Annotated in this window: 18 protein-coding genes; 15 read left to right on the top strand and 3 right to left on the bottom strand. The window is 37.1% G+C overall.

The genetic code is table 11. From position 1 onward, the window contains the following. Positions 1-11 precede the first annotated feature (11 nt). Both CD001_RS25045 and CD001_RS25040 read right to left on the bottom strand, forming a co-directional pair. Positions 12-2126, bottom strand: coding sequence for a cyclin family protein (locus CD001_RS25045; RefSeq protein ID WP_096190284.1), 2115 nt, complete (start codon positions 2124-2126; stop codon positions 12-14). A gap of 33 nt (positions 2127-2159) precedes the next feature. Beyond that, positions 2160-2780: a transposase gene (locus tag CD001_RS25040; RefSeq protein WP_179298897.1), complete on the bottom strand. Its 621-nt coding sequence runs from the start codon at positions 2778-2780 to the stop codon at positions 2160-2162. 355 nt (positions 2781-3135) lie between these two features. Here CD001_RS25040 and CD001_RS25035 point away from each other — a divergent pair, with 355 nt between their 5' ends. After that, positions 3136-3336 (top strand): hypothetical protein, encoded by a 201-nt coding sequence (locus CD001_RS25035; RefSeq protein WP_142303645.1) that lies wholly within the window; start codon positions 3136-3138, stop codon positions 3334-3336. A 370-nt stretch (positions 3337-3706) separates the two neighbouring features. Here the strand turns inward: CD001_RS25035 and CD001_RS25030 are convergent, their stop codons facing one another. Next, the gene (locus tag CD001_RS25030) at positions 3707-4993 is read right to left on the bottom strand and encodes a YheC/YheD family endospore coat-associated protein (RefSeq protein WP_179298896.1); all 1287 of its coding nucleotides are present in this window, start codon (positions 4991-4993) and stop codon (positions 3707-3709) included. Between the two features lie 840 nt (positions 4994-5833). On the opposite strand from CD001_RS25030, the gene CD001_RS25025 reads away from it, so the two are divergent. The 14 genes from CD001_RS25025 to CD001_RS24960 all read left to right on the top strand — a co-directional run bounded on the left by CD001_RS25025 (position 5834) and on the right by CD001_RS24960 (position 21571). Then, the gene (locus tag CD001_RS25025; protein WP_096190280.1) at positions 5834-6679 is read left to right on the top strand and encodes a DegV family protein; all 846 of its coding nucleotides are present in this window, start codon (positions 5834-5836) and stop codon (positions 6677-6679) included. Between the two features lie 282 nt (positions 6680-6961). Beyond that, positions 6962-8665: a DEAD/DEAH box helicase gene (locus CD001_RS25020; protein WP_257009937.1), complete on the top strand. Its 1704-nt coding sequence runs from the start codon at positions 6962-6964 to the stop codon at positions 8663-8665. A 349-nt stretch (positions 8666-9014) separates the two neighbouring features. After that, complete coding sequence (locus tag CD001_RS25015) at positions 9015-9776, top strand: ComF family protein (RefSeq protein WP_096190279.1); 762 nt, start codon at positions 9015-9017, stop codon at positions 9774-9776. Positions 9777-9895: 119 nt separating this feature from the next. Beyond that, complete coding sequence (locus CD001_RS25010; RefSeq protein WP_096190278.1) at positions 9896-10327, top strand: TIGR03826 family flagellar region protein; 432 nt, start codon at positions 9896-9898, stop codon at positions 10325-10327. Between the two features lie 585 nt (positions 10328-10912). After that, positions 10913-11167 (top strand): flagellar biosynthesis anti-sigma factor FlgM, encoded by a 255-nt coding sequence (gene flgM, locus CD001_RS25005; protein WP_096190277.1) that lies wholly within the window; start codon positions 10913-10915, stop codon positions 11165-11167. Between the two features lie 92 nt (positions 11168-11259). Beyond that, complete coding sequence (locus CD001_RS25000; RefSeq protein WP_096190276.1) at positions 11260-11754, top strand: flagellar protein FlgN; 495 nt, start codon at positions 11260-11262, stop codon at positions 11752-11754. A gap of 34 nt (positions 11755-11788) precedes the next feature. Next, complete coding sequence (flgK, locus tag CD001_RS24995) at positions 11789-13699, top strand: flagellar hook-associated protein FlgK (protein ID WP_096190275.1); 1911 nt, start codon at positions 11789-11791, stop codon at positions 13697-13699. A gap of 338 nt (positions 13700-14037) precedes the next feature. After that, entirely contained in the window at positions 14038-15195 is a 1158-nt protein-coding gene (gene flgL, locus CD001_RS24990) for a flagellar hook-associated protein FlgL (protein ID WP_096190274.1), read from the top strand. 68 nt (positions 15196-15263) lie between these two features. After that, the gene (locus CD001_RS24985) at positions 15264-15845 is read left to right on the top strand and encodes a DUF6470 family protein (protein WP_096190273.1); all 582 of its coding nucleotides are present in this window, start codon (positions 15264-15266) and stop codon (positions 15843-15845) included. An 84-nt stretch (positions 15846-15929) separates the two neighbouring features. Beyond that, positions 15930-16385, top strand: a complete 456-nt coding sequence (fliW, locus tag CD001_RS24980; RefSeq protein ID WP_096190272.1) for a flagellar assembly protein FliW — start codon at positions 15930-15932, stop codon at positions 16383-16385. Further along, a complete protein-coding gene (csrA, locus tag CD001_RS24975; protein ID WP_096190271.1) occupies positions 16385-16627 on the top strand; it encodes a carbon storage regulator CsrA in 243 nt (80 codons plus the stop codon). The genes fliW and csrA overlap by 1 nt, the downstream gene beginning before the upstream one ends. Positions 16628-16901: 274 nt before the next feature. After that, positions 16902-17600, top strand: a complete 699-nt coding sequence (locus tag CD001_RS24970; protein WP_179298895.1) for a response regulator transcription factor — start codon at positions 16902-16904, stop codon at positions 17598-17600. Positions 17601-18121: 521 nt separating this feature from the next. Further along, entirely contained in the window at positions 18122-18931 is an 810-nt protein-coding gene (locus tag CD001_RS24965; RefSeq protein WP_096190269.1) for a flagellin N-terminal helical domain-containing protein, read from the top strand. Positions 18932-19063: 132 nt separating this feature from the next. Next, positions 19064-21571 (top strand): YheC/YheD family protein, encoded by a 2508-nt coding sequence (locus CD001_RS24960; protein ID WP_096190268.1) that lies wholly within the window; start codon positions 19064-19066, stop codon positions 21569-21571. Positions 21572-21582 lie beyond the last annotated feature (11 nt).

Raw genomic sequence — 21582 nt, 5'->3', positions numbered from 1 at the left:
ATGGTGTTGATTTATCGTTTATCTGTTTTGCTTCGCTCGTGCTTATCCATTGCTTCAATGTCGGCTTGCACATCTTCAGCTAAACTCAGCAGTTCGGGATACTGTTGCCAAAGGTGTTTACATTCTTTTGCATAATGAAGAGCTTCATTGTATTCACCAGTTTCCAAGTAAAGAAACTGCAAGTCGGATAGATCATCATCGCTTTTCAAACATTCAATTACTTTCTTATTGAACCTAATGCTCGAATGAAGCAAGTGAGTCAAGTTTTCTGTACGACCGTGTTGAATAAATTCTAAAAGAGCCTCATTGTAATAGGTCATACAAGCAAGGTCATTTCTAAATGCATATAACACTTTTTTCAGCTCATTATAATTCTCTATTTCGAATAAATAGGTCTGTAATTCATAACGACAATTAAGAGGATCTTTATGAACATCAATAAAGAAGACTACATCCATATAGTTTGCAACGGCTTCTTGTTCATTTCCTGTTTGACGAAATAATCTCGCTAAACTAACTTTAGCCCGTAAAAATGGTCTGTTATAGAATTTTCCATTTCCGGTTCTCCAACGATCTGATTCCTTTTTTTTCGGCAGACGCTTTTCACCAATACTTATGGCTCTTTCATAACAAGATAATGCTGTCTGAAAGTCTGGAGCAATGTCTCCTGCAAGTGAGTAGGCTTCGATACATTTAGGTGCAATCGATAATGCTTCAATGATTGCTGAGATTTTTTCATCATTTGACTTTTCCAATGCATGATAAATGATAGCGGCTGCTTTTAATTCAAGAAGCTCTTCTGTTTTGGATGACGTTTCTTTTAAACTTTTTTCAAAATTATATATTGAAGTGAAAAATGTTCCCTCTTCAGGACCATCGACATAAAGTGGGTCGATCACATATGAAAATGGCCAGTTTGCTTCATAATCATCATCATCTTCAGGATCAAACGTATAATAATCGCTATCTTCATTTACGAAGTTCGATAGCTCATCTAGCTTTCCACCGATTAACTCTTCAATTTTTTGGGATAAATGAAGAACTTGAAATAAATTTGCGTCCAGCTGACGACAAACGTCTTCGATGGTTAGAGAAGGGTCTTCTTGATGGATTCTTTTATTAGCTAAAAAAATAGTTGCTGCTGCGTACGATTGAGGGGATTGGATATTTGGAGAAACCTTTTCATAATAATGTTTAAACAGTGTTTTTTCAATCATATTATATTGTTGATGTGAACGGTATTTTAGCTGGTAACTATCGATCAGTTTGACTACTTGAGTCGCAGATTTGTCTGGCCAAGAGAAGTGGAGCTGGTTAAAGAAAGGATCAGTGAACCATTGGAATATTACTGTCGCTGCAGCTGGGAAATCATGTATAAGGAATTCCTTAATCGTTTGATAACTGTGTGATGGGGGGCGGAAAAAAGCGCGACCGTGTTCTAAATGAGCCATTAAGTCATCAAAATTTTCGCTAGGGATCGGTAAAGGGTGAGTATAAAAAACGTAGTTTTCCCCAACTGGAACAAGCATTGCTAGCAGCTTACTTCCTTTTTTCGGTGGGGAGGTATTCAGGTGGTATACATGGTAGTATTTGTTTGAATTGATCTCAGAAAGAAGTGTGCTCACATTCGCAACTTCTTCAACATTGTAAAATGCAGGTTTAGTCTCATACCATGTTTGAATAGAATTCTCTGTTTCTTTGTAGCGGAATTGATCTTTGTTTTTGTTAAATATCTCAGCGAAAACTGAAGCTGTGTTTCCCTTCATCACAGTATGGAAAGTAGCCCATGATTCCATAAAATAGCCGAAAATCATAAAAAGGCTTTCCCACTCTTCTTTATAGTTAGCTGCGCCTATTTGTGAGAAAATATGACTGATATCCCCCATGAGCATGGAAATTTCCTCTAAATATTCATCATGTAAGTGTGAAGCGAGTGTAGATTGAAATTCTAAGCATTCTTTTAAAATGAACTTATTCGTAATATTAGTAGATTTGCTTGAAAGGGAAGAGATCACCTGTTCATTATCGTGAACATTTGACCTTACATGATCGATCGTTGACATATAATCACCTCTAATTAAATTGAATATTTTAAATTCCGGAGTTACCAAATTCACCATTTTCACCAACATAACCACCTTAACGATTGTTTCCATTTCTCACCACGTGCCAGGCACTTGGTTATTATTTCCTTTTTTATTCTTGTTTTTGTAGTCGAAATGGGCTTTTTCGCACCAATAGATATATTGTTTTTTCTTTTCACAATCTGTACCTTTAAAAATTGAGAGGATTGGATCTGTAGATAGGAAAGGAGGGAGATTTTTACACTCCTTAGGTAAGTCATCGAGATAATATTGGAAACTGCTCCATATGTAATCTTGTGGAGTCGGGACGATTGAAGCATTCACTGGATTATAGTGGACATAGTAGCTTGTCCTTTGGATGTTAACGTAGGAGGATAATGGATCTGCAAAGAATCGTTCTTCAAAAACATGACCTGTTAAATTGTATTTTCGGTTAAAGTAGTCTGCGTATCGCTTTTTGATTAATCCGATAATAATGGACAGTGGGTCACTTATTGATTTAATGATGAAATGATAGTGGTTAGACATGAGGCAGTATGCGCAGATTTCGAAGGGATGCTTATTACACACATACGTTAACACATTTTGAAAAACAAAATAATCACTCTTGTCATAAAATAACGTTTGCTTCTGGTTTCCGCGGTCGGTTACATGATAGTACGTATCAGGCAGCCATATCCGCTTTTTCCTAGGCATTGCATCACCTCTAATTCTATTTATTGTATTGATTATCATTATTCTTGTTGTGTGTGTTCCCAGTCGAATAGAGTGGCATAAAGGCTTTGGAGGCGGACAGTGGATTAACGATTAGCCAGAAAAAACGTATAGTTTTAGCAACTACTAGAATTGAGTTTAACTAATCATTTATGCTATTGTGCCTAAAGATGGCATTTCTATCTCATATTACTGCAATATGAAATGCGTTTGTCGAAAGATGAATTATTATGACCATTTTAAAAGAGTAAACACATTATTGGCTGTTCAGTACAAAAATAGCAGCTTACTAAATCTGAAAAGCTCTCTATCAAATTGTTATGGGAAAAGTGAAAATATGGAAGACTATGAGGTTAGAAAATATTATACTACACCATTTCCAGAAAATACAACAAAATATTCAAAAAAAGAACGAAATATCAAGAATGAGGAAAGTAGGAACCTATTTAACCTTGTAAAAACCCCATGCAAAACGATAAAAATAACCATTAAAATCTATGAGAATCTAAGTGGAAATTCCCACAAAGAATCCGCCTAAGGAGAAACAGATTTTTATTTTTCAATCTGTCTACCTTAGGAGGACCATACCAAAGACAGCGGCGAGTATATTCCAGCATTATCCATGTGCCAGGCACATGGATGAAAATGGTAAAATGGTTTAACGGTAAAATGGAAAATAGTTTACTGGTAAAAGGTAAAATGGTTTAACGGTCTATTATAAAATTTATCATTCCCTTTTCTACACGATTCCACTGGGAATGACAACTACGCTGCTGTTATCCAAAGCGTCTTATAACCTTTTAGAACAGCTTTATTCTTTTTGCGATTAATACAATATCAATTTCTTATCCGATTCCTTTAAACAGAGCGTTAAGCAGTTTTCAGAAGCTACGACGTAAGCAACGGCATCAAAAGGTTGGCTCCTCTTCATCATCTTGGTCTTCCATATCTTCATTTAAAAGCCTATCAAACTTCTCTTTTACAATCCTATTCATTTTACGGTCTACGGATTCTTCAACGTAATCATAAATTGCCTTTCGAATGTTTTCTACAGTTACATTTGAAAACTCAATAAATGACTTATTATAAATGAACTTTGCATATTCCAGCGGATTTAAAAAGGCTTTTTTAACTGTTTCTTCATCGTATGCTTTGCATAAAGAAACTTTTGCTGATTTTGCATTACATTCAATAAGCCAAAGATCTCCTTGATCGTCCATCCCAAAATCAATACCGATTTCTCCGAAAGGTCCAAAATATGCTTCAACACTTTCATAAACTTTTTTTAGGAAATTGTCTACTTCATTCTTTTTTTGGATGATTTCATTTTCACTATAATTAAAAAATTTGCGAAAGAATTCATCAAATGAATATGCTTCAGAGTGAATAGTAATTGGGGATTGTTTTACTCCAAAACGAACAGGAACAGCTACAACTTCCAACTCTCCACTTTTATTCCTTTGTAACTCTGCACGAAAATCAATCAACTTATCATTGATGACCATCAAGGAAATTGCTTGTTGAATAATAAATTTTTCATTCCCTAAGAAAGAAGTTAAGAAGTCGTATACATCCTCAAGACTCTGTTCTTTTCTGCTCACCAATTTCTCAATAAAATAATTTAATTCGTAGATCCCATCTTCGGTCTTTTTTAAGCAAACGACTTTTTTGCCTCTACTACCATAGATCCCCTTTATATATATTTTATCTTTTCCATTCATGAATGCTTTTAAGTCATTAAGATTGTCACAACGTTCTGTTTGAGGAAGGTGTGGAAGTATTTCGGGATCCATTTTGAGGGATTTATAAGTGATCCATTTGTCAAAATAATGTTGTGAGTTTAACGTTTTTATACCCAACTCGGAGAATTTTCTTCTTATCCTTTTTGCTTTCTTTTTCTGTGATTTTAGAAACCCTCCACCTTTGTCATAAAGAATATCAGGCAAAGGAAACTTCTTTTTTTTCCAAATACCCTTATGCTGATTAAAGTACGTACCTCTTACAGTCGAATTTTTAAAATCGACATCATAGATTGAAAAAAAATATAATGGGATGTCCGCTTTTATACTTTCTTTTGTAAGAAAATCTATACGAAAGTAAGATTTGAAATTACGTTTTTGCTTATTTAACTTTCGGATCACCCCGTTGTTTGTGAACACTCCGATAAGTGGATTTGAAAAACCTACCATAAACATATACATCTCCTCTACAACTATTCTATTCTGGATATACTACGAATATTGTTGGAAGATTGTTTATATCATCTGTCCAAAAATTTAAAAAAGGTAAAAGACTATAACAATAGGAACAGTAATATTAGTCAAATTACTTAATTAGTGGTCAATTAAAGGGCTCGTTGTGAATTCTAACAGCCTATTTTTTCGAATTAGGGATTTTTAGATTTTCTTATACTATCAGAATTTAAAATCTATGGGTGATAGTATAACCACAACAAAGGTTTTCGGCATTTATAGAAAGTATAAAAGTTTATAGGCTGGCAGCATACACTTGCTAAGCCCCTTTTACGACAAGCTAAGTTATGTATAGTGTAGATTGCAAAATGTTTTCGTGAGCCCGAGAAGGTGCATGAACAAATTAGAGAAATGTAAAGCGAAGGTTTGAGTCAAGATCAGATAGGTGAAAAACTACCAAATCAAGGGGTTTCGACTATGATCACCGTAAGCGTTTAGCAGGGGGCGAGTGGACGTAGAGGGGGCTATATACTACATAGTTTTCCAGTGAAAAAATATAAATATTCAAAGGAACTTAAGCACCATTAGTCAGGATCATGTTTCTTTTTCGTACACCTAGTACACGGTTGGTGGTCTGTAATTATGGACTTTATTCTGTTTGAGTAGTGTTTATGGGCCATGGATATGGACAATCGAATATAAATCTTGGTACTATAAATAGATAAGGAATAGTCATTTTTTTGAAGTCTGACAATTACATTTAATAGATGGACAGGACGGTTTATATTCATTTCCATAGTTTTAACTAATTATTATTCAAAAAATGGAAGAAGTGATGATTTAATGAGTAAAATAGCAATAGTAACTGATAGTACTGCATACATACCGCAAGAAATGCGTGATGAAAACAATATTACAATGGTACCACTCAACGTGATTTTTGGTGAAGAAGCATACAAAGAAGAGTGGGAAATTACTGCAGAGCAGTTTTATGAAGAAATGAAAAACTCCGAGAAGCTGCCGAAAACATCCCAGCCTGCTGTTGGATTGTTTGAAGAAACGTTTACAGAACTTGCAAAAAACCACGATGAAATTATTGTCATTACGTTATCGAGTGGTATTAGTGGGACTTATCAAACAGCAGTAAGTGCATCATCAATGTTGGAAAATGTGAAAGTGCACGTGTTTGACTCAGGGATTAGCTGTATGGTACAAGGTTTTTATGCATTAAAGGCAGCTGAATTAGTAAGAGAGGGAAAAGCTGCAGACGAGATTTTAGCACATCTCGAAAAGATGAAGGGGAATACGCAAGCTTATTTTATGGCAGATGACTTGAGCCACCTTCATCGTGGAGGAAGATTAAATGGAGCCCAGCTTATTGTCGGGAGTTTGTTACAAATTAAACCAGTTCTCCATTTCGAGAATAAAGTTATCGTTCCGTTTGAAAAAGTACGTACTGAGAAAAAAGCAATGAACCGCATTTACAGTTTGTTAGATGAATCGGCTAAAGATGGTGGACCAATCGATATTACCGTCATTCATGCGAACCGTCTGGAGAAAGCAGAAAAAATTGCTGCTGACCTTCGTGAAAAATATCAACATGCCAATGTCACTGTGAGTTATTTTGGCCCAGTTATCGGTACTCACCTTGGTGAAGGAAGTATGGGGATCGGCTGGATCAAAGGATAAATAAATGTAATGATGTACGACCTGCGGTAAGTAAGTGCCGCAGGTCACCACTTACCAACCGTTAAACCAAAACAGCACCGAGATCTCCTCAACCGTACCCCAGTTACCACCAGCAATACGACCGACACCCATACAATTTTAATTTCTAACCTCATTCAATTTTATAATTTCCTATTTTCCAAATTGCGATTTCCAACTTTATCCATGTGCCAGGCACCTTTATTATAGGTTTTGTATTTTTATACACCGGCCTGACTTCAATGTTGTATAGGAGGAATGTTTATGCGGTTTTATTCTTTTGATATGAGGTACAGAGAACAATACTGTATGTTTGAGCATTTATTGCCGTTGCAGGATTATGAAATGAAGGGAGGTGAGCAGCATGGTTTTTGGTTAATTCCGGAACCGTTAATCGATCAAGTTGCTGGGTGTGATCCGCCACCGCTTTTATCACAATGTGATACTAAGCAACATAGTCTCGAACAACTCTTCTCACATCAACCCCGATTAGAATTGAGCAACCCCAAGCCTATTATCCAATTTAATCAAACCGAGGTTTTTCATTCCTTGCAAAGCAAATCAGCTAGTTATAATCAAGATTTGAAACGATTTTTATATGGCAGAAGACTTTTAATCGATGAGCTTCCGTTTTCACTTGCTGAACTCCACGAGCATGTTAGGCTTGGATTTATACGATATGAATCTGGCCTGACGAAAACGAGGTCCCATTATATGTGTAATCGATGTGGCAATGAAGACTCCCGTCTATTTGGTCACTATCGATGTTTTCGATGCAAGGAAACTTGTTATTATTGTCGCAGTTGTATCATGATGGGACGTGTTGCGACTTGTACACCGCTGCTCTCGTGGCAAGTTGCAGAGAAAACGAGATCCCCAAGTTTACATCATAGGTTGAAATGGGATGGAACACTTTCTATTTTTCAAAAAAAAGCATCAGACAAACTGTGTGAAAAAGTTCAAACGTTTTTTTTAGAGGGGAAAAACGAGTACAGTCAATTTCTCATATGGGCTGTTTGCGGTGCTGGGAAAACGGAGATGGTTTTTAAGGGCATCGAAACCGCACTTCAACAAGGACTCCGTGTTTTAATAGCAACTCCGAGAACGGACGTAGTATTGGAGCTTGAACCACGATTAAAAGAGGTGTTTCCAAATACGATTATTCATGCTTTTTATGGTGGCGTCGATGACCGCTATGCTCAAGCGGAACTCGTTATTAGTACGACACACCAATTGCTTCGTTTTTACAATGTATTTGATTTGGTCATTATTGATGAAGTCGATGCTTTTCCTTATACAGCAGATAAGAAATTAACATATGCAGTAACAAAAGCACAAAAGGCCGAAAGTTTGTCTGTTTACGTTACTGCAACACCAAATCCTGAATTGAAAAGTTTATCTGAGAGAGGGCGTTTAGAAACGGTGAAAGTTGCTAGAAGGTACCATCGATATCCTTTGCCAGTCCCGGAATTAGTATGGGTTGGTGCATGGAAAAAGCGTTTAAGATTCGGAACAATTCCGACAAAACTGAGACATTGGATGATCGAACATGAGAAAAACGGAAAGCAAATGTTCTTGTTTGTCTCGACTGTGAAAGTCATGGAAGATGTCGTTAGTCTCTTGAGGAAGGAGGTTAGCTTTTCCGTAGAAGGAGTACATTCAGCAGATCCTGAGCGTAGAGAGAAAGTCAAAAATTTTCGGGCAGGGAAAACAATTGTGCTCGTGACCACGACTATTTTAGAGAGAGGTGTCACAGTAAAAGGTGTTCAGGTTGCTGTACTAGGAGCAGAAGAGCAAATATTCAGCGAATCTGCGCTCGTGCAAATTGCAGGGAGAGTCGGGAGAAGTCCCGAAGAACCGACAGGTGACGTCGTTTACTTCAACTATGGCAAAACAAACGAAATGGTCAAAGCAGTTACACACATAAAAGAAATGAACAGGTTAGGAGAAAAGGAATTAACAGACTAATGGACTCTAAAAAAATCACCAAATCAAAACATCAATGAAAACATCAGCACCTATTAATAAAAGACATCCAAAAACATCTGAAAATAACTAAAAAATAATTAAAAAATCAAATAATATCAATCCAATACATCTCAAAATATCCAATTTGTATCCAATTTATATCCATGTGCCAGGCACATGGGTATTTATGGGAATAACTGATTAGAAATGATTAAAAATTTTTGAAAACCATGAAGATGATTAGATATTATTGGGGATTAATGAAGGTGATTGAAGATGATTAAAAATGAATAAATGGATGAGTGAATTAAAAAAATGAAGAAATGATTTGTCTATGGGGGGGAGTTAGATGGCGAAGTGGTTAGATTCAGTTCAAGAGACGGAGCGTTGTCTTTTGTGTCACGATTCTTTTCAAGAGTCGATAGACTGGTCTTTTGTTTTAGGGTTTAAAAGTCATTCTAAGCTTTGTCCGCATTGTAAAAAACAATTTAAAGAAATTTCGAAGATCGGCTGCTACATATGCGGACGGCCAACAACGAATGATAGCGGCACTATTGAATGTAGTGACTGTACCCGTTGGAAAAATGTCCACCCTTGGGATAAGCACTCATTTAAGCACCGGGCTCTATTTGAGTATACTCCCTTTCTTCAGGAAGTCATTGCACAGTTTAAGTATCGCGGGGATGCAGAGCTTGCAACGTTATTTTCCGAAAAAATAAAAGCTCTCGTTCGTTCTCTTGGCAGGTTTGATGTCGTGACAGTTATTCCATTAAATGAAAAGCGTCACTGGGAGAGAGGTTTTAACCAGGCTGAACTTCTTGGTCAAGATTTGCCAATAGTTGAGGTTCTAGAGAGAACGGGAGATGCTAAGATGAAGCAAAGCAAATTATCTCGTGAACAGAGGATGGCTGCGTTACAAAATGCATTTCATGTGAAGGAGAAAGCAGACCTTAACGATAAGCGAATTGTCATCATTGATGATATTTACACGACGGGAGCGACGATTCGGAGCGCGGCAGCTTGCCTGTACGCATCAGGTGCAAAAAACGTTTGTGCAGTAACACTTGCAAGAAGTGTGGGGAAAAAGCAAGCATCCTTAAATTTATTGTAAATAAAAGGAATAAATATAGGTATCGAGTCTTCTGTTTTTTGAATTTTTATGACAAATATTGGCGTCTCCAAAAATAGTCGATATAATGTTGGGGAGTATTGACGATAGGAGGAGTCCATATGTCAGATTTATCAAATTGTCCTAATTGTGGCAAACTGTTTGTCAAAGCATTTCGTCCGGTTTGTGAAGCTTGTTACCGAGAAGTAGAAGCTAAGTTTCAAACTGTCTATACATTTATCCGAAAGCGGGAAAATCGAATGGCTTCTTTGGAAGAAGTTCACGCGAAAACCGAAGTGGAAAAGGACTTAATCATCGAATTTGTTCGTCAAGGAAGGCTTAACCTATCTCAGTTCCCGAATTTAGGCTATCCATGTGAGAAATGTGAAACGACGATTCGTGAGGGACGACTTTGTCAAACGTGCAGTGATCGTATAAAATCAGATTTGGACATCGTCGATCGTCAAAAAGCTTTTGAAGAACGCAAACGTAATGAAGAGCGAAATAAAGTGACAACGTATCATTCATTAGATAATCGTATAAATAGAAACTAACAATCAGTTTTATGTGAGCTGGTTGTTTTTTGTTCGTTTAGGAAACTATAGATTTAGATCATGTGGCTAAGTTCTCGAAATAGTTGTTACGTCTAGCTCAGCGCCTACTCGCTCGAGGTCACTTCGCCCTGTCAATTGAAGTCTAAGATCGGACTTCTTCTTTCCAGGCCTCCAGTGCTTGCTCCTGCGGTTACTCGTCGCAGGTAAAGAGTGTCGCTCGTGTGCAAGGCGCTTGCGCTTTTGTTCTTTACTATCAAAACTTATAAAACCGATCGATGGTTGTATGACGGCAATTAACGCATTCGTCATTAAGACTTGTACGAAAACATAAGAGTCTCACAGTAAGCTTCATTCACTTACTAATGACAGGTCAAGTTTTGTTAAACCTCCGCGATTTTGTACCAACTTCCTCTTCATGGAATGGAAGCCCTTTGGTCAAGAGAAACTCTTTCATCATAAACATTTACAGATGTTAAACTTTTCTTAAGACGTGCCGATATTAATTGTAGATATGTGAACATGATAGGTCACAAACGATGAACGATTTCAAAAAATAGATGAACAGATACCAAGGAGGTGTTTGCCATGAAAATTAATCCAATGCACTCCCTCAATATGTACCGAAAACAGCAGGAAGTAAAAGGGAACGAGGATCATAATCAATCAAATAAACGAGATGAAGTGAATATTTCTTCTGAGGCAAAGCAAATGCAAGCGTCAAAAAGTGGTTCAGTAGACCGTGAAGATAAAATACAAGAAATTAAAGAGAAAATTGAGAATGGAACGTATAACGTTGATCCAAAAGAGGTTGCTCGTAAGTTTTACGAATTTTGGTCCTAGTGTTTAAAGTCCATCCATTACTAACCACTAGTTGAACGTTCACACCATCAGGACGTTATGGCATGAGTATGAAAATATAGGAGTTGAGCCCATTGAGTAAGCAGTTCGTCCAAATTATTCAAGCAATGACCGTTTTACACGAAAAATTCAATAAGTCAGCAAAAGAAAAACTAACGGTAATTAAAGAAGGAGATATGACTGCCCTCGAACGAATTATGAAGGATGAATCCGTCCTCATTCAGCAACTCCATAAGCTTGAAGCAACCCGACTGCATGAAGTCGAGGTCTTGGCAGCAGACAAGGGGCTTGTAAAAGAAGACGTAACGATCGAGACACTACTACCGTTTTTTTCAGAGGGAGAACGTAAAGAAGTCGAGCATTGGCAAGACCGTCTCCTTAGCGAAATCATGGAATTGAAACAGCAAAACGACTTGAATCAACAGCTTTTAGAAGAGTCGTTACGTTTTGTGAACATGTCTCTAGATGCAATGCAGCCTCAATCACAATTTGAAAATTATCAAGTACCAAATATGAAAAATAAAGAAAACACAGACACTAAGCACTCATTGTTTGACTCGAAAGCATAGACGAATATGTAATTGAAAGGTAGGAGAGGATTTAATGACATCGACATTTCACGGTTTAGAAACGCTGCGGCGGGCGATTTCTACGCAACAAGCGGCTATTCATACAACCGGGCACAATATTTCCAATGCAAATACACCAGGATATTCTCGACAACGAGTAAATTTTACACCTACGGAAGCTTATCCAAGTCCAGGCTTTAACAAACCAAACATTCCAGGGCAAATTGGAACTGGGGTGAAGGCTGGGGATATTCAGCGTATTCGTGATTCGTTTCTCGACATGCAATACCGCAATGAGAATAATAAGTATGGGTATTGGTCAGGGAGACATGCTGCTTTAGAAAAAATGGAAGATATTATGAATGAGCCTTCGAATGATGGGATCGCAAATACGATGGATCAATTTTGGCGTGCATTACAGGACCTATCTGTTAACCCTGAGGATTCAGGAGCACGTTCGGTCGTCAGGCAGCGAGGCATCGCAGTCATTGAAACTTTTAATTATACGTACAATTCATTAGAATCGATCCAGCGTGATTATCAAAATCAAATTGGTGTTCAACAAGACCGAATTAATTCATTAACACGTCAAATTAATGAAGTGAACAAACAAATTGCTGGACTGGAGCCACATGGAGACTTGGCAAATGATTTATATGACCAGCGGGACTTATTAGTAGACGAGCTTTCACAATATGTGAATATAAGTGTCGAACAGGTAAGCAGCGGCGGGCTTTCGAAAGAGCATGCTGAAGGAAAATATACGATAAAGCTTCTTGATGAAGCAGGTCATGATATGGGAGTAACGCTAGTCGATGGAAGAAAACTCGAAGCAAATGAGCTGCACATTTCCTATGATGAAGACACGAACCTTGTAGACAAAATCTTTATTGCTAATCAAAAAGCACTAGATAGTGTCAATGATATTCGTGAACTTAGCGGGCAAAGTGGTGTGAAGGAGTTCACAGTAGATGAATTCCGGTCATTTGGTGAGTTACGAGCGACAATTGAAGCGTACGGTTTTATGAATGGTGATGGAGAAGAAGTCGGGCTTTATCCGGAGATGCTCCATCAATTAGATGAGATGGTATATACGTTTACAGAAGAATTTAATAATGTTCATAGTTCTGGCTGGAGTCTGTCCGAAATTGAAGCTGGTGAAAAAGCAAACGGTGGTGCAGGATTTAACTTCTTTGATTTTGCTGATGAATTTGATCCAGAAAACGGGGTGAAAGGAGCTGCAAAATATCTTCAATTAGATTCTGCTATCGATGACCTTGACAATATCGCTGCTTCAGCGACATCTGATGGTCAATACTTCTTAATGGAGCAAGCTGGAGGAGAAGATGCTGAGCCTCCAATGGTATCGGGACAGCTCCAAGCGACCGGACCACTTGATCTTGAAGTCCGTTTTGAAAATGGTGCTTGGCAATACCAATTAAACGGTGAAGGTGACTGGACAGAAATTGATGAACTGCCATTAGAGGTAAACGGTTTAACGATTCATATGAACGAAGCTCAATTCGAAGGACAAGAAGATGATGTATCCTTTACGTTAGCGAATATCCAACCAGGTGAACCTGCTTCAGCATCAGGAGACAACGCGTTTGCAGGTGACGGATCAAACGCTCTTGCTCTCGCCAATGTAAAAGATACAGACCTTAACTTCGGGGGGACAACGACGAATGTCCAAAGCTTTTACCAAGGTGTGATCGGAGATATGGCGGTCAGCACGAATGAAGCGGAGCGAATGGAGAGAAATTCTGAGACGCTTAGAGGTTCGGTTGAGGACCGCAGGCAGTCTGTAAGTGGGGTATCTCTCGATGAAGAAATGTCTAACTTAATTCAATTTCAGCATGCCTATAATGCTGCTGCGCGTAATATGACTGTCATTGATGAAATGCTCGATCGGATTATTAATGGAATGGGCGTTGTCGGCCGATAAAGTAAGAGTCAGTTTTTTGAGAGGAATACTTAGAACCGCTGCGTCTTCGGAGGACACGAGTTCCGCTATGAGGATTGAAAAGCTGTTTTATGGAAGTTGAAAGGACACGGGTTCCGCTATTATACGAATATGCTGCTCTATTCTTCTCTATTTCATCTAATAACGGATCTCATGTCCTTCAATACAATAAAAAGAGCGCTTTTTGTGATAATAACGAATCCTATGTCCGCTAAAAGTCCAAAGACAAGTAATGAGCCAATCGCCAAGACTACTTAAGCAGAGATAGCCGGATAATCACTATTTTTTTGAACGACAGCAATATAGAAAAGGGTGAAAATATGCGTGTTACACAATCGATGATCACAAACAGTTCATTACGTCATTTTAGCCAGAGCTATGTAGAGTTGCATCGTCTTCATGACCAGCTTGCGACTGGAAAAAAAATATCGAGAGCCTCCCAAGACCCTGTGGTTGCCATGAATGGAATGCGTTATCGTACACAGGTGACGGAGGTTGAACAATTTAAACGAAACTTATCTGAAGTATATAATTGGATGGATACGTCTGATTCAACGTTAGATACAACCACTCAGGCGATGCACCGTATTCGTGAGTTAACTGTCCAGGCTGCGAACGATACGTACGATGAAACAGAGCGTGCGAATATTGCAAAAGAAGTAAGCCAGCTGCGTGAGCACGTTCAGTCATTGGCGAATACACAATCAAACAACAAATATATTTTCAATGGGACAAATACGACGAACGCTCCAGTTCGAGAAGAGTTGATGGATATAGGAGTGGACGGTTTCTCTGGACAGCTTGGCGAATTTGATCTGGATGGTGCTAATGCGTTTCCATTTGAAATAACCCATAATGGGGAGCGATATCAGCTCGACCCGGAAGCAAGCGATTTTGACAATGAGCAATTTGTATTCAGTTCATTAAATAGTGATAAGTCGATTCAAGTAAACGACCCAGACGATGAAGAAAATATGTCGATTACGCTTTCGGAAAATGGAGAAGAAACAGAGCTCAAAGAGCGACAAATCGTTTTCTCACATATTGATGCTGTATCTACAAATAGTCAAGATGTGGAAATTGAGTTGTTGAAGGGTGTTAATGTCCCGGTAAATGTTGATGCGGGTAATGTTTTTTCAAACGACTTTTTCGGTGATCTGATTCAGTTAGAGAAAGCCCTTCAAGATCCCGAAGCAACGCCTGAAGAGCTAACAGAAATGCTCGGGCAGCTTGACCATCAAATAAATAAAATTGTTGACGAACGTGCCGAACTTGGTGCCCGCCAAAACCGTGTTGAAATGATTGATGACCGAGTTCAGGATCAAGAAGTGATTGCAAAGCGGATTATGTCTGACAATGAAGATGCAGATATTGAAAAAGTTATCACGGAATTAATGATGCAAGAAACTGTTCATCGTGCTGCACTTGCATCGAGTGCACGAATTATGCAACCGTCACTTATTGATTTCTTAAGATAATAACGAATGGAAGCCATCGGTACCCCGGTGGCTTTTCAAACTTCTATGTATAGAATGGAGGGATACAAGTGCAATTACCTCGGGTAGATATTCAAACTCAACATGCGCAGATCGGTATGCAGCAACATAAACCGCAAATGACGATTAGTCAACGTCCAGCGGATATTTCAATCGATCAAGAGCTCAACGGAAATTTAACGATTAGTACAACAGCGTCAAAACTTTATATAGACCAATCGGAAGCGTTTGCTGATGCTGATTTAAAAGGACCATTTCGGCGGTTGAGTGAATGGGCTGCGGACGCGAAACAAAATGTCATGCAGTACATGGCAAAGACGGCCCGACAAGGAGAACAACTGAAACGAATCGAAAATGGAATAAATGCTCTTCCTTCAATTGCAAAGCAAAACAGTGAACGCCCGCTACGAGAAGTCAATGTTGGATTTGTCCCGGAAAATGCATTTAAAGTGAAGTTTGATTACACGCCATCTGACATAAAGGTGAATGTCGATTGGCCAGGTCCAGACATTCGTGTCCAAACGAACGATCCAGACGTTCATATCCCACGGTGGGAAACAGACGTCTATATACAGCAAAAAGAAAGCATTCAGTTTTTTTACGTGGATCCAACGATTGACCGTACGCTATAAAAAACGTATAAAATCGTTTTAACCCGAATGAAAAAACATGTAAAATAAACGTGCAAGAAGATTACGGAGCGTGGAGTGATGTTGATGAAAATAGAAACGAAATACGCTGGAGAAATGGAAGTGAACGAAAAAAATATTATTACCTTTCAGCAAGGGATTCCGAGTTTTGAAGATGAAAAGGAATTTATTTTACTCCCATTTAGTGAGGAGCCTAGTCCTTTTTACATCCTGCAATCAGTTCAAACGGCAGGATTAGCATTTGTCGTCATGACTCCTTTTTCTTTTTTTCCAGATTATGAATTAAAGCTTTCAGATAGTACAGTCGAGCACTTGGAAATTGAACAAGAAGAAGAGGTCGCGACTTTCGTCGTTCTTACATTAAAGGAAACGTTAGAAGAGTCAACGGCGAATCTACGTGGTCCAATCATCATAAACGGCAGCAAGCAAAAGGGAAAACAAATTGTTCTTAATGAATCCGATTATCATACGAAGCATCCATTAGTAACTGTCGCAGTATCCGGGCAAAAGGGGGATGAGTGATGCTCGTATTGACTCGCAAGCTGAATGAAGCGATAAAAATCGGTGATGATATTGAAGTAAAAGTCATCGGTGTAGATGGTGATCAAGTGAAACTAGGCATTAATGCCCCTAAAAATATTGATATTCACAGGAAAGAAATTTATTTAGCGATACAAGAGGAAAACAATGCTGCTTCCAAAAGTTCAGCAAATTTATTAAAACAATTGAATGATTCGGTTAAAAATTCGACTAAAACGCAATAATTTATTGCGTTTTTTTAATTGAGTTGAGATTTAACAGACTACTATTAAATTACTAATAAAGTCAACTGTTAAATTGCTAATGGATAGTCATAATAGCTTATTAAAATGGGTATTAAATGGAAAATAAATTAAGTAAAGACCTATCTATTAGTGTAAAAATATGTGAAAAAGTAAAAACGATGACTTTTATCCTAATAAAATGATGACTATCGAATCTTGTGACGATATGTATCCTTTTGTTAGTTTTAAATAAATGAAGAAAGGGGATATGAATATGATAACGACGACCAATGAACCTCAGGTGAAAACAGAGGTGCGTATTTTTGATATTCAAAGTGATGTCCCCGACGATACACTTGATGCTCTGAGAGAAAATTATGAAGATATTCACTTTGAACCATTATCAGCTCTCATACATAACTCAAGGCCTTGCGACCTCCTTTTGCTTATGGTTCATACGTATGATAGAAAAACCGTGACATTATTAGAGAAGCTTTTCAGAATGCCTCCTTACGCGAAGACAAGAATTATTCTCGTTATTAAAAATGTTGAAAATAAAAGTATATTTACTTATCTAAACTATCCAATCGACGGATTAGTGACACAAGCCTATTTGAATGGGCACCTTCCATTTATTATAAAGATTGTGAAAAGTAATGAAATAATCGTTGATCCACAAATCCTACGAGAATTAGCGTTTGAAATTGAACGAAAAAAAGTCAAAAATAAACCGATTGAAAAACTTGTTTTAAAGAGAGAAGCATTAAATGGATTATTAAATGAAAATGAGCAGAACGTGTTACAGCTCATTCTAGAAGGTCACAACAATCGGGTCATTGCCGAAAAACTATTTCTAGCACCATCGACAGTGAGTACGATCATCACGCATATGCTAAGAAAAGTTGGAGCATCAGATCGAACCGAAACAATTAGTACCGCAATCCGCCGCGGCTGGGTAGAAGCATATAGGTAAACGAAGTAGAGGAGAAATCCTTTGCTTTTTTATTTTGTTGATTTATTGTTCGGAGTAAAGCGAAACAATGGCGTTTGTATACACGGATAGATGGAAGCTTTTCAGCTCGATTATACTTATTGGCATAAGTACCAAATCCTCTCACGCGTCTTATTAGCTTTCACATGGACGAAAGGGTGAGCTTGATCGAGGGACCATTCTGTGGGGCACAACTCGTCCGTATTTCGCGTAAGCTTCTCACTAATTTGAATCAATACATGCAAAGGGAGTCAAACCAAAAAAGCATAGCTGGGATGATTAATTCTAAAATCAGCAAAGTCCAGCAAAAAATCAGACAAAAATCTTTATTTTTTTCATAAAAACTATTAAACATTATGCTTAATCATCCGATAAAAGAAATGTAGCAATCATTAGTGAAAAGTGCGGCCGACTTTTTTACTAGTGATTCATCAAATTTACCTTCCACTCACAAGGATGTGAACGGAAGAAAACACAAACAATTTCAAGGAGGAATTTTTATTATGATTATTAACAACAACATCCCAGCGTTAAACACTCACCGTCAAATGGGAATCAACCAAAGTGCACAACAATCTGCTATGGAGAAGCTTTCTTCTGGTATGCGAATTAACCGTGCTGGCGACGACGCAGCAGGTTTAGCAATTTCTGAAAAAATGCGTGCACAAATTAACGGTCTAGATCAAGCTAGCCGTAACGCACAAGATGGTATCTCTCTTATCCAAACAGCTGAAGGTGCTCTTGATGAAACTCACAGCATCCTTCAACGTATGCGTGAGCTTGCAGTACAATCTGCAAACGACACAAACGTAGAAGTTGACCGTGAAGAGCTTCAAAAAGAAGTAGCTCAACTGCAAGAGGAAATTACTCGAATTGCTGACAATACAGAATTTAACACTCAAAACCTATTAGGTGGCGAATTTGAAGGTACGTTCCACATTGGTGCAAACATTGACCAAAACATTACAATCTCAATTGAAGATATGTCTGCTGAAGGTTTAGAAATCAACGATGTTGATATCGCTACTCAAGAAGGTGCTAACACTGCAATTGAAACGATTAATGATGCAATCGAAGCAGTTTCTGCACAAAGATCTGACCTAGGTGCGGTACAAAATCGTTTAGAGCATACCATTTCTAACTTAGACAACGCATCTGAGAACCTATCAGCTGCTGAGTCTCGTATCCGTGACGTAGATATGGCTGCAGAAATGATGGAGATGACTAGAGCTAACATTCTTTCTCAAGCTTCTCAATCTATGCTTGCTCAAGCAAACCAAATGCCACAATCAGTACTTCAATTGCTTGGTTAATTTATTGGCTGATTCAAGGAGGCTCCAGCATCTGCTGGAGTCTTTTTTCTTACATGGATGTTTTGAAATGAATTTATGGGAATGTCATCCGAAAAGTGGGGTGATAAAAATTAAAAGTTAGTTGGTGAAAGTATGGTAAAGATTGATCATAAGCAAGTTAATCAGCTGTTACATATTAATGATACGATAATCGAAGGATTGGAGCAGTTATTAGTTTTACAGAAAAAGAAAAAACAGAAAGAAAGTATTCTTTTATATGGAAGTTTAGTAGATGGTGTTACCGTCATTGAGAACTGGATAAATACGCAATCAGAATTAAGTTCGAAAATAATCGAAGCTAATCGTAAAATAAAAGAAAATGTTTTATTATTGGCAAGAGAGTTAGAAAGAGGAAATAGTTCGAAAATATTAGAAATATTGCAATTTAGTTTAATTCCTCAATTCAAAAAGCATAAACAATTGTTAGAAGAAGAGTTTAATCTTAATAATGAAAGTAGTAACAGTTTTTCGATAGGGGTTTATTTATGTAAAGTTTGTCCTCTAGACGTTATGCCTGAACCCCGAATTAAAGCACTCGTGAGTGAGGCTGAAAAGCAAAATGTTGAATTATTTTTCTTCTCATCAGAGGATGTAAACTTTGATAAAGAAACAATTCATGCAAAGTTTTATTCATCAGAAAATAATAAGGTAAAAGAAGTTAACTTTCCGAATGTTGTGCACAATATTAACCCTTCAGCTTTTATTAAACAGTCTTCTACAGAAAAAAAATTAAAACGGTTACTTCCATTTACGACATTTGGAATAGGTGACAAATTGAATGTTCCAAAGAAGTTTGTAAAAGAAAACGTTTTTGTAGAATATTTAGTGCCATTTAAAATTATTACCCATGTGAATCTTGCCATAGACTTTTTAAATAAAAATCATAAAGCAGTTATTAAACCTGTTAATGGGAGACAGGGACAAAAAATTTATTTCATAGAAAAAAAAGGTACTAGTTATCATATAAAGGATCATAAAAAAAGTAAGATATTTTCATCAGAACAGTTGTTTGAATTCATAAAAGTATTGTTAGATAAAAATGAAAAATATATGATTCAAAAATATATTCAAAGTGTTACAAAAGGCAAAGCTCCATTTGATATCCGTGCACATGTCCAAAAGAATGGAAAAGGTGAGTGGGAACTTACTAAAATATATCCAAGGATAGGCAGTAAAAAGAGCATTTTAAGTAACATTAGTCGTGGAGGAAAGACAGATTCCTTTAGTCGTTTTTTGTCAAAAGAATATGGCCAATACGCTTCAGCAATAGAAAAACAACTTATTGAACTAACTATGGACATTACATGGACGACAGATAAATTGTATGGCTCCGCTATTGATGAATTAGGACTGGATTTAGCAATCGATACAAATCACAAGATCTGGATTCACGAAGTAAATGGAGGACCGCAAACAACCTATCATGAAGAAGAAAGAGCGGTAAATACAATTGCATATGCGAAATATATTGGGGAAAATGGGTTGTATTTAACTAATAAATTCGATAAAACAACTCAAGAATATGGCTTTAATTCACAACTATCTGAGTTACCCGAGATTAAGCAAAATAATAGAATTAATATTGGATTGCTAATTGGTGATGAAAATGAAGATGAGGCTTTAAAAAAAGCCTGTGCATATGTTGCTCATTATGAAGATGTGAATTTTTATTACTTTACTCCAAACGATATTGATTATGAGGAAAAATTAATTAAAGGTCATTATTATATTAATCATAAATGGGAGAATAAAATAACAAAATATCCAGATGTTATTTATGATAGATTGCGTTTAAGAGGAATTAAAAGCTTTCATAAAATTTACCAGGAATTTGAAGGTATACCGTTTACAAACGAGTTTTTTGGAAACTCCATGAGTAAGTTAGAGGTATATAATAGAATGTCATCTGTAGAAGAATTGAATTCATACATTATCCCTTATCGAAAAATAGATAGGATAAAAGATGTACATCAGTTTTTAGATAATTATGAAGCTATTATTATTAAACCAGAAATTGGTTCTTTTGCAAAAGGTGTTCATTTAGTAGAAAAAATTAAATTGGACAAGTATTACGTAGTTGAAGGTGGAAATAAGCAATATTTGAACTACAACGAACTTACCAATTATTTTAGATCACTTATAAGAAAAGGCACTCTAATTGTTCAAAAATATATTCGAACTAGAACGAAAGAGGGGAACCCCTTTGATATACGAGCCCATATGTTGAAGAACGATCAAGGTGAATGGGACTACGCGATTATATATCCACGAATTGGATTTAATTATGCTACCATCTCTCCACTTGATGAAGGCGGACAGATTAGCAATTTTAAAGGCTTTATTAAAAGAACATATTCCATTAATGAATATGACTACTTTGTTAACGCAATAAAAGAAATGACTCAAAAGTTTGCAGTACATTTTGAAGAAATGAATGATCATCCACTTAATGAACTTGCTTTTGATATTGCAATTGATGAAGAGAAAAATTTATATTTGATTGAAATAAATGTCAATAAGCCCGGCGTTTTATATCATGAATTTGAAGTGGCACAATTAGTAATACCATACTGCAAATATTTATTTAATAGTCATTATTAAGTATGGAAGAT

Origin of the sequence: Evansella halocellulosilytica, from assembly GCF_002335745.1 — a bacterium.
Taxonomy (GTDB): Bacteria; Bacillota; Bacilli; order Bacillales; family Salisediminibacteriaceae; genus Bacillus_CA; species Bacillus_CA halocellulosilytica.
This window is presented reverse-complemented; position numbering and strand designations above follow the sequence as displayed.

Bases quoted from the DNA above. Each gene is read 5' to 3' on its own strand.
- CD001_RS25040 (WP_179298897.1), bottom strand. From the start codon at position 2,780: ATGCCTAGGAAAAAGCGGATATGGCTGCCTGATACGTACTATCATGTA.
- CD001_RS25035 (WP_142303645.1), top strand. From the start codon at position 3,136: ATGGAAGACTATGAGGTTAGAAAATATTATACTACACCATTTCCAGAA.
- CD001_RS25030 (WP_179298896.1), bottom strand. From the start codon at position 4,993: ATGTTTATGGTAGGTTTTTCAAATCCACTTATCGGAGTGTTCACAAAC.
- CD001_RS25025 (WP_096190280.1), top strand. From the start codon at position 5,834: ATGAGTAAAATAGCAATAGTAACTGATAGTACTGCATACATACCGCAA.
- CD001_RS25020 (WP_257009937.1), top strand. From the start codon at position 6,962: ATGCGGTTTTATTCTTTTGATATGAGGTACAGAGAACAATACTGTATG.
- CD001_RS25015 (WP_096190279.1), top strand. From the start codon at position 9,015: ATGGCGAAGTGGTTAGATTCAGTTCAAGAGACGGAGCGTTGTCTTTTG.
- CD001_RS25010 (WP_096190278.1), top strand. From the start codon at position 9,896: ATGTCAGATTTATCAAATTGTCCTAATTGTGGCAAACTGTTTGTCAAA.
- flgM (WP_096190277.1), top strand. From the start codon at position 10,913: ATGAAAATTAATCCAATGCACTCCCTCAATATGTACCGAAAACAGCAG.
- flgK (WP_096190275.1), top strand. From the start codon at position 11,789: ATGACATCGACATTTCACGGTTTAGAAACGCTGCGGCGGGCGATTTCT.
- flgL (WP_096190274.1), top strand. From the start codon at position 14,038: ATGCGTGTTACACAATCGATGATCACAAACAGTTCATTACGTCATTTT.
- fliW (WP_096190272.1), top strand. From the start codon at position 15,930: ATGAAAATAGAAACGAAATACGCTGGAGAAATGGAAGTGAACGAAAAA.
- csrA (WP_096190271.1), top strand. From the start codon at position 16,385: ATGCTCGTATTGACTCGCAAGCTGAATGAAGCGATAAAAATCGGTGAT.
- CD001_RS24970 (WP_179298895.1), top strand. From the start codon at position 16,902: ATGATAACGACGACCAATGAACCTCAGGTGAAAACAGAGGTGCGTATT.
- CD001_RS24965 (WP_096190269.1), top strand. From the start codon at position 18,122: ATGATTATTAACAACAACATCCCAGCGTTAAACACTCACCGTCAAATG.
- CD001_RS24960 (WP_096190268.1), top strand. From the start codon at position 19,064: ATGGTAAAGATTGATCATAAGCAAGTTAATCAGCTGTTACATATTAAT.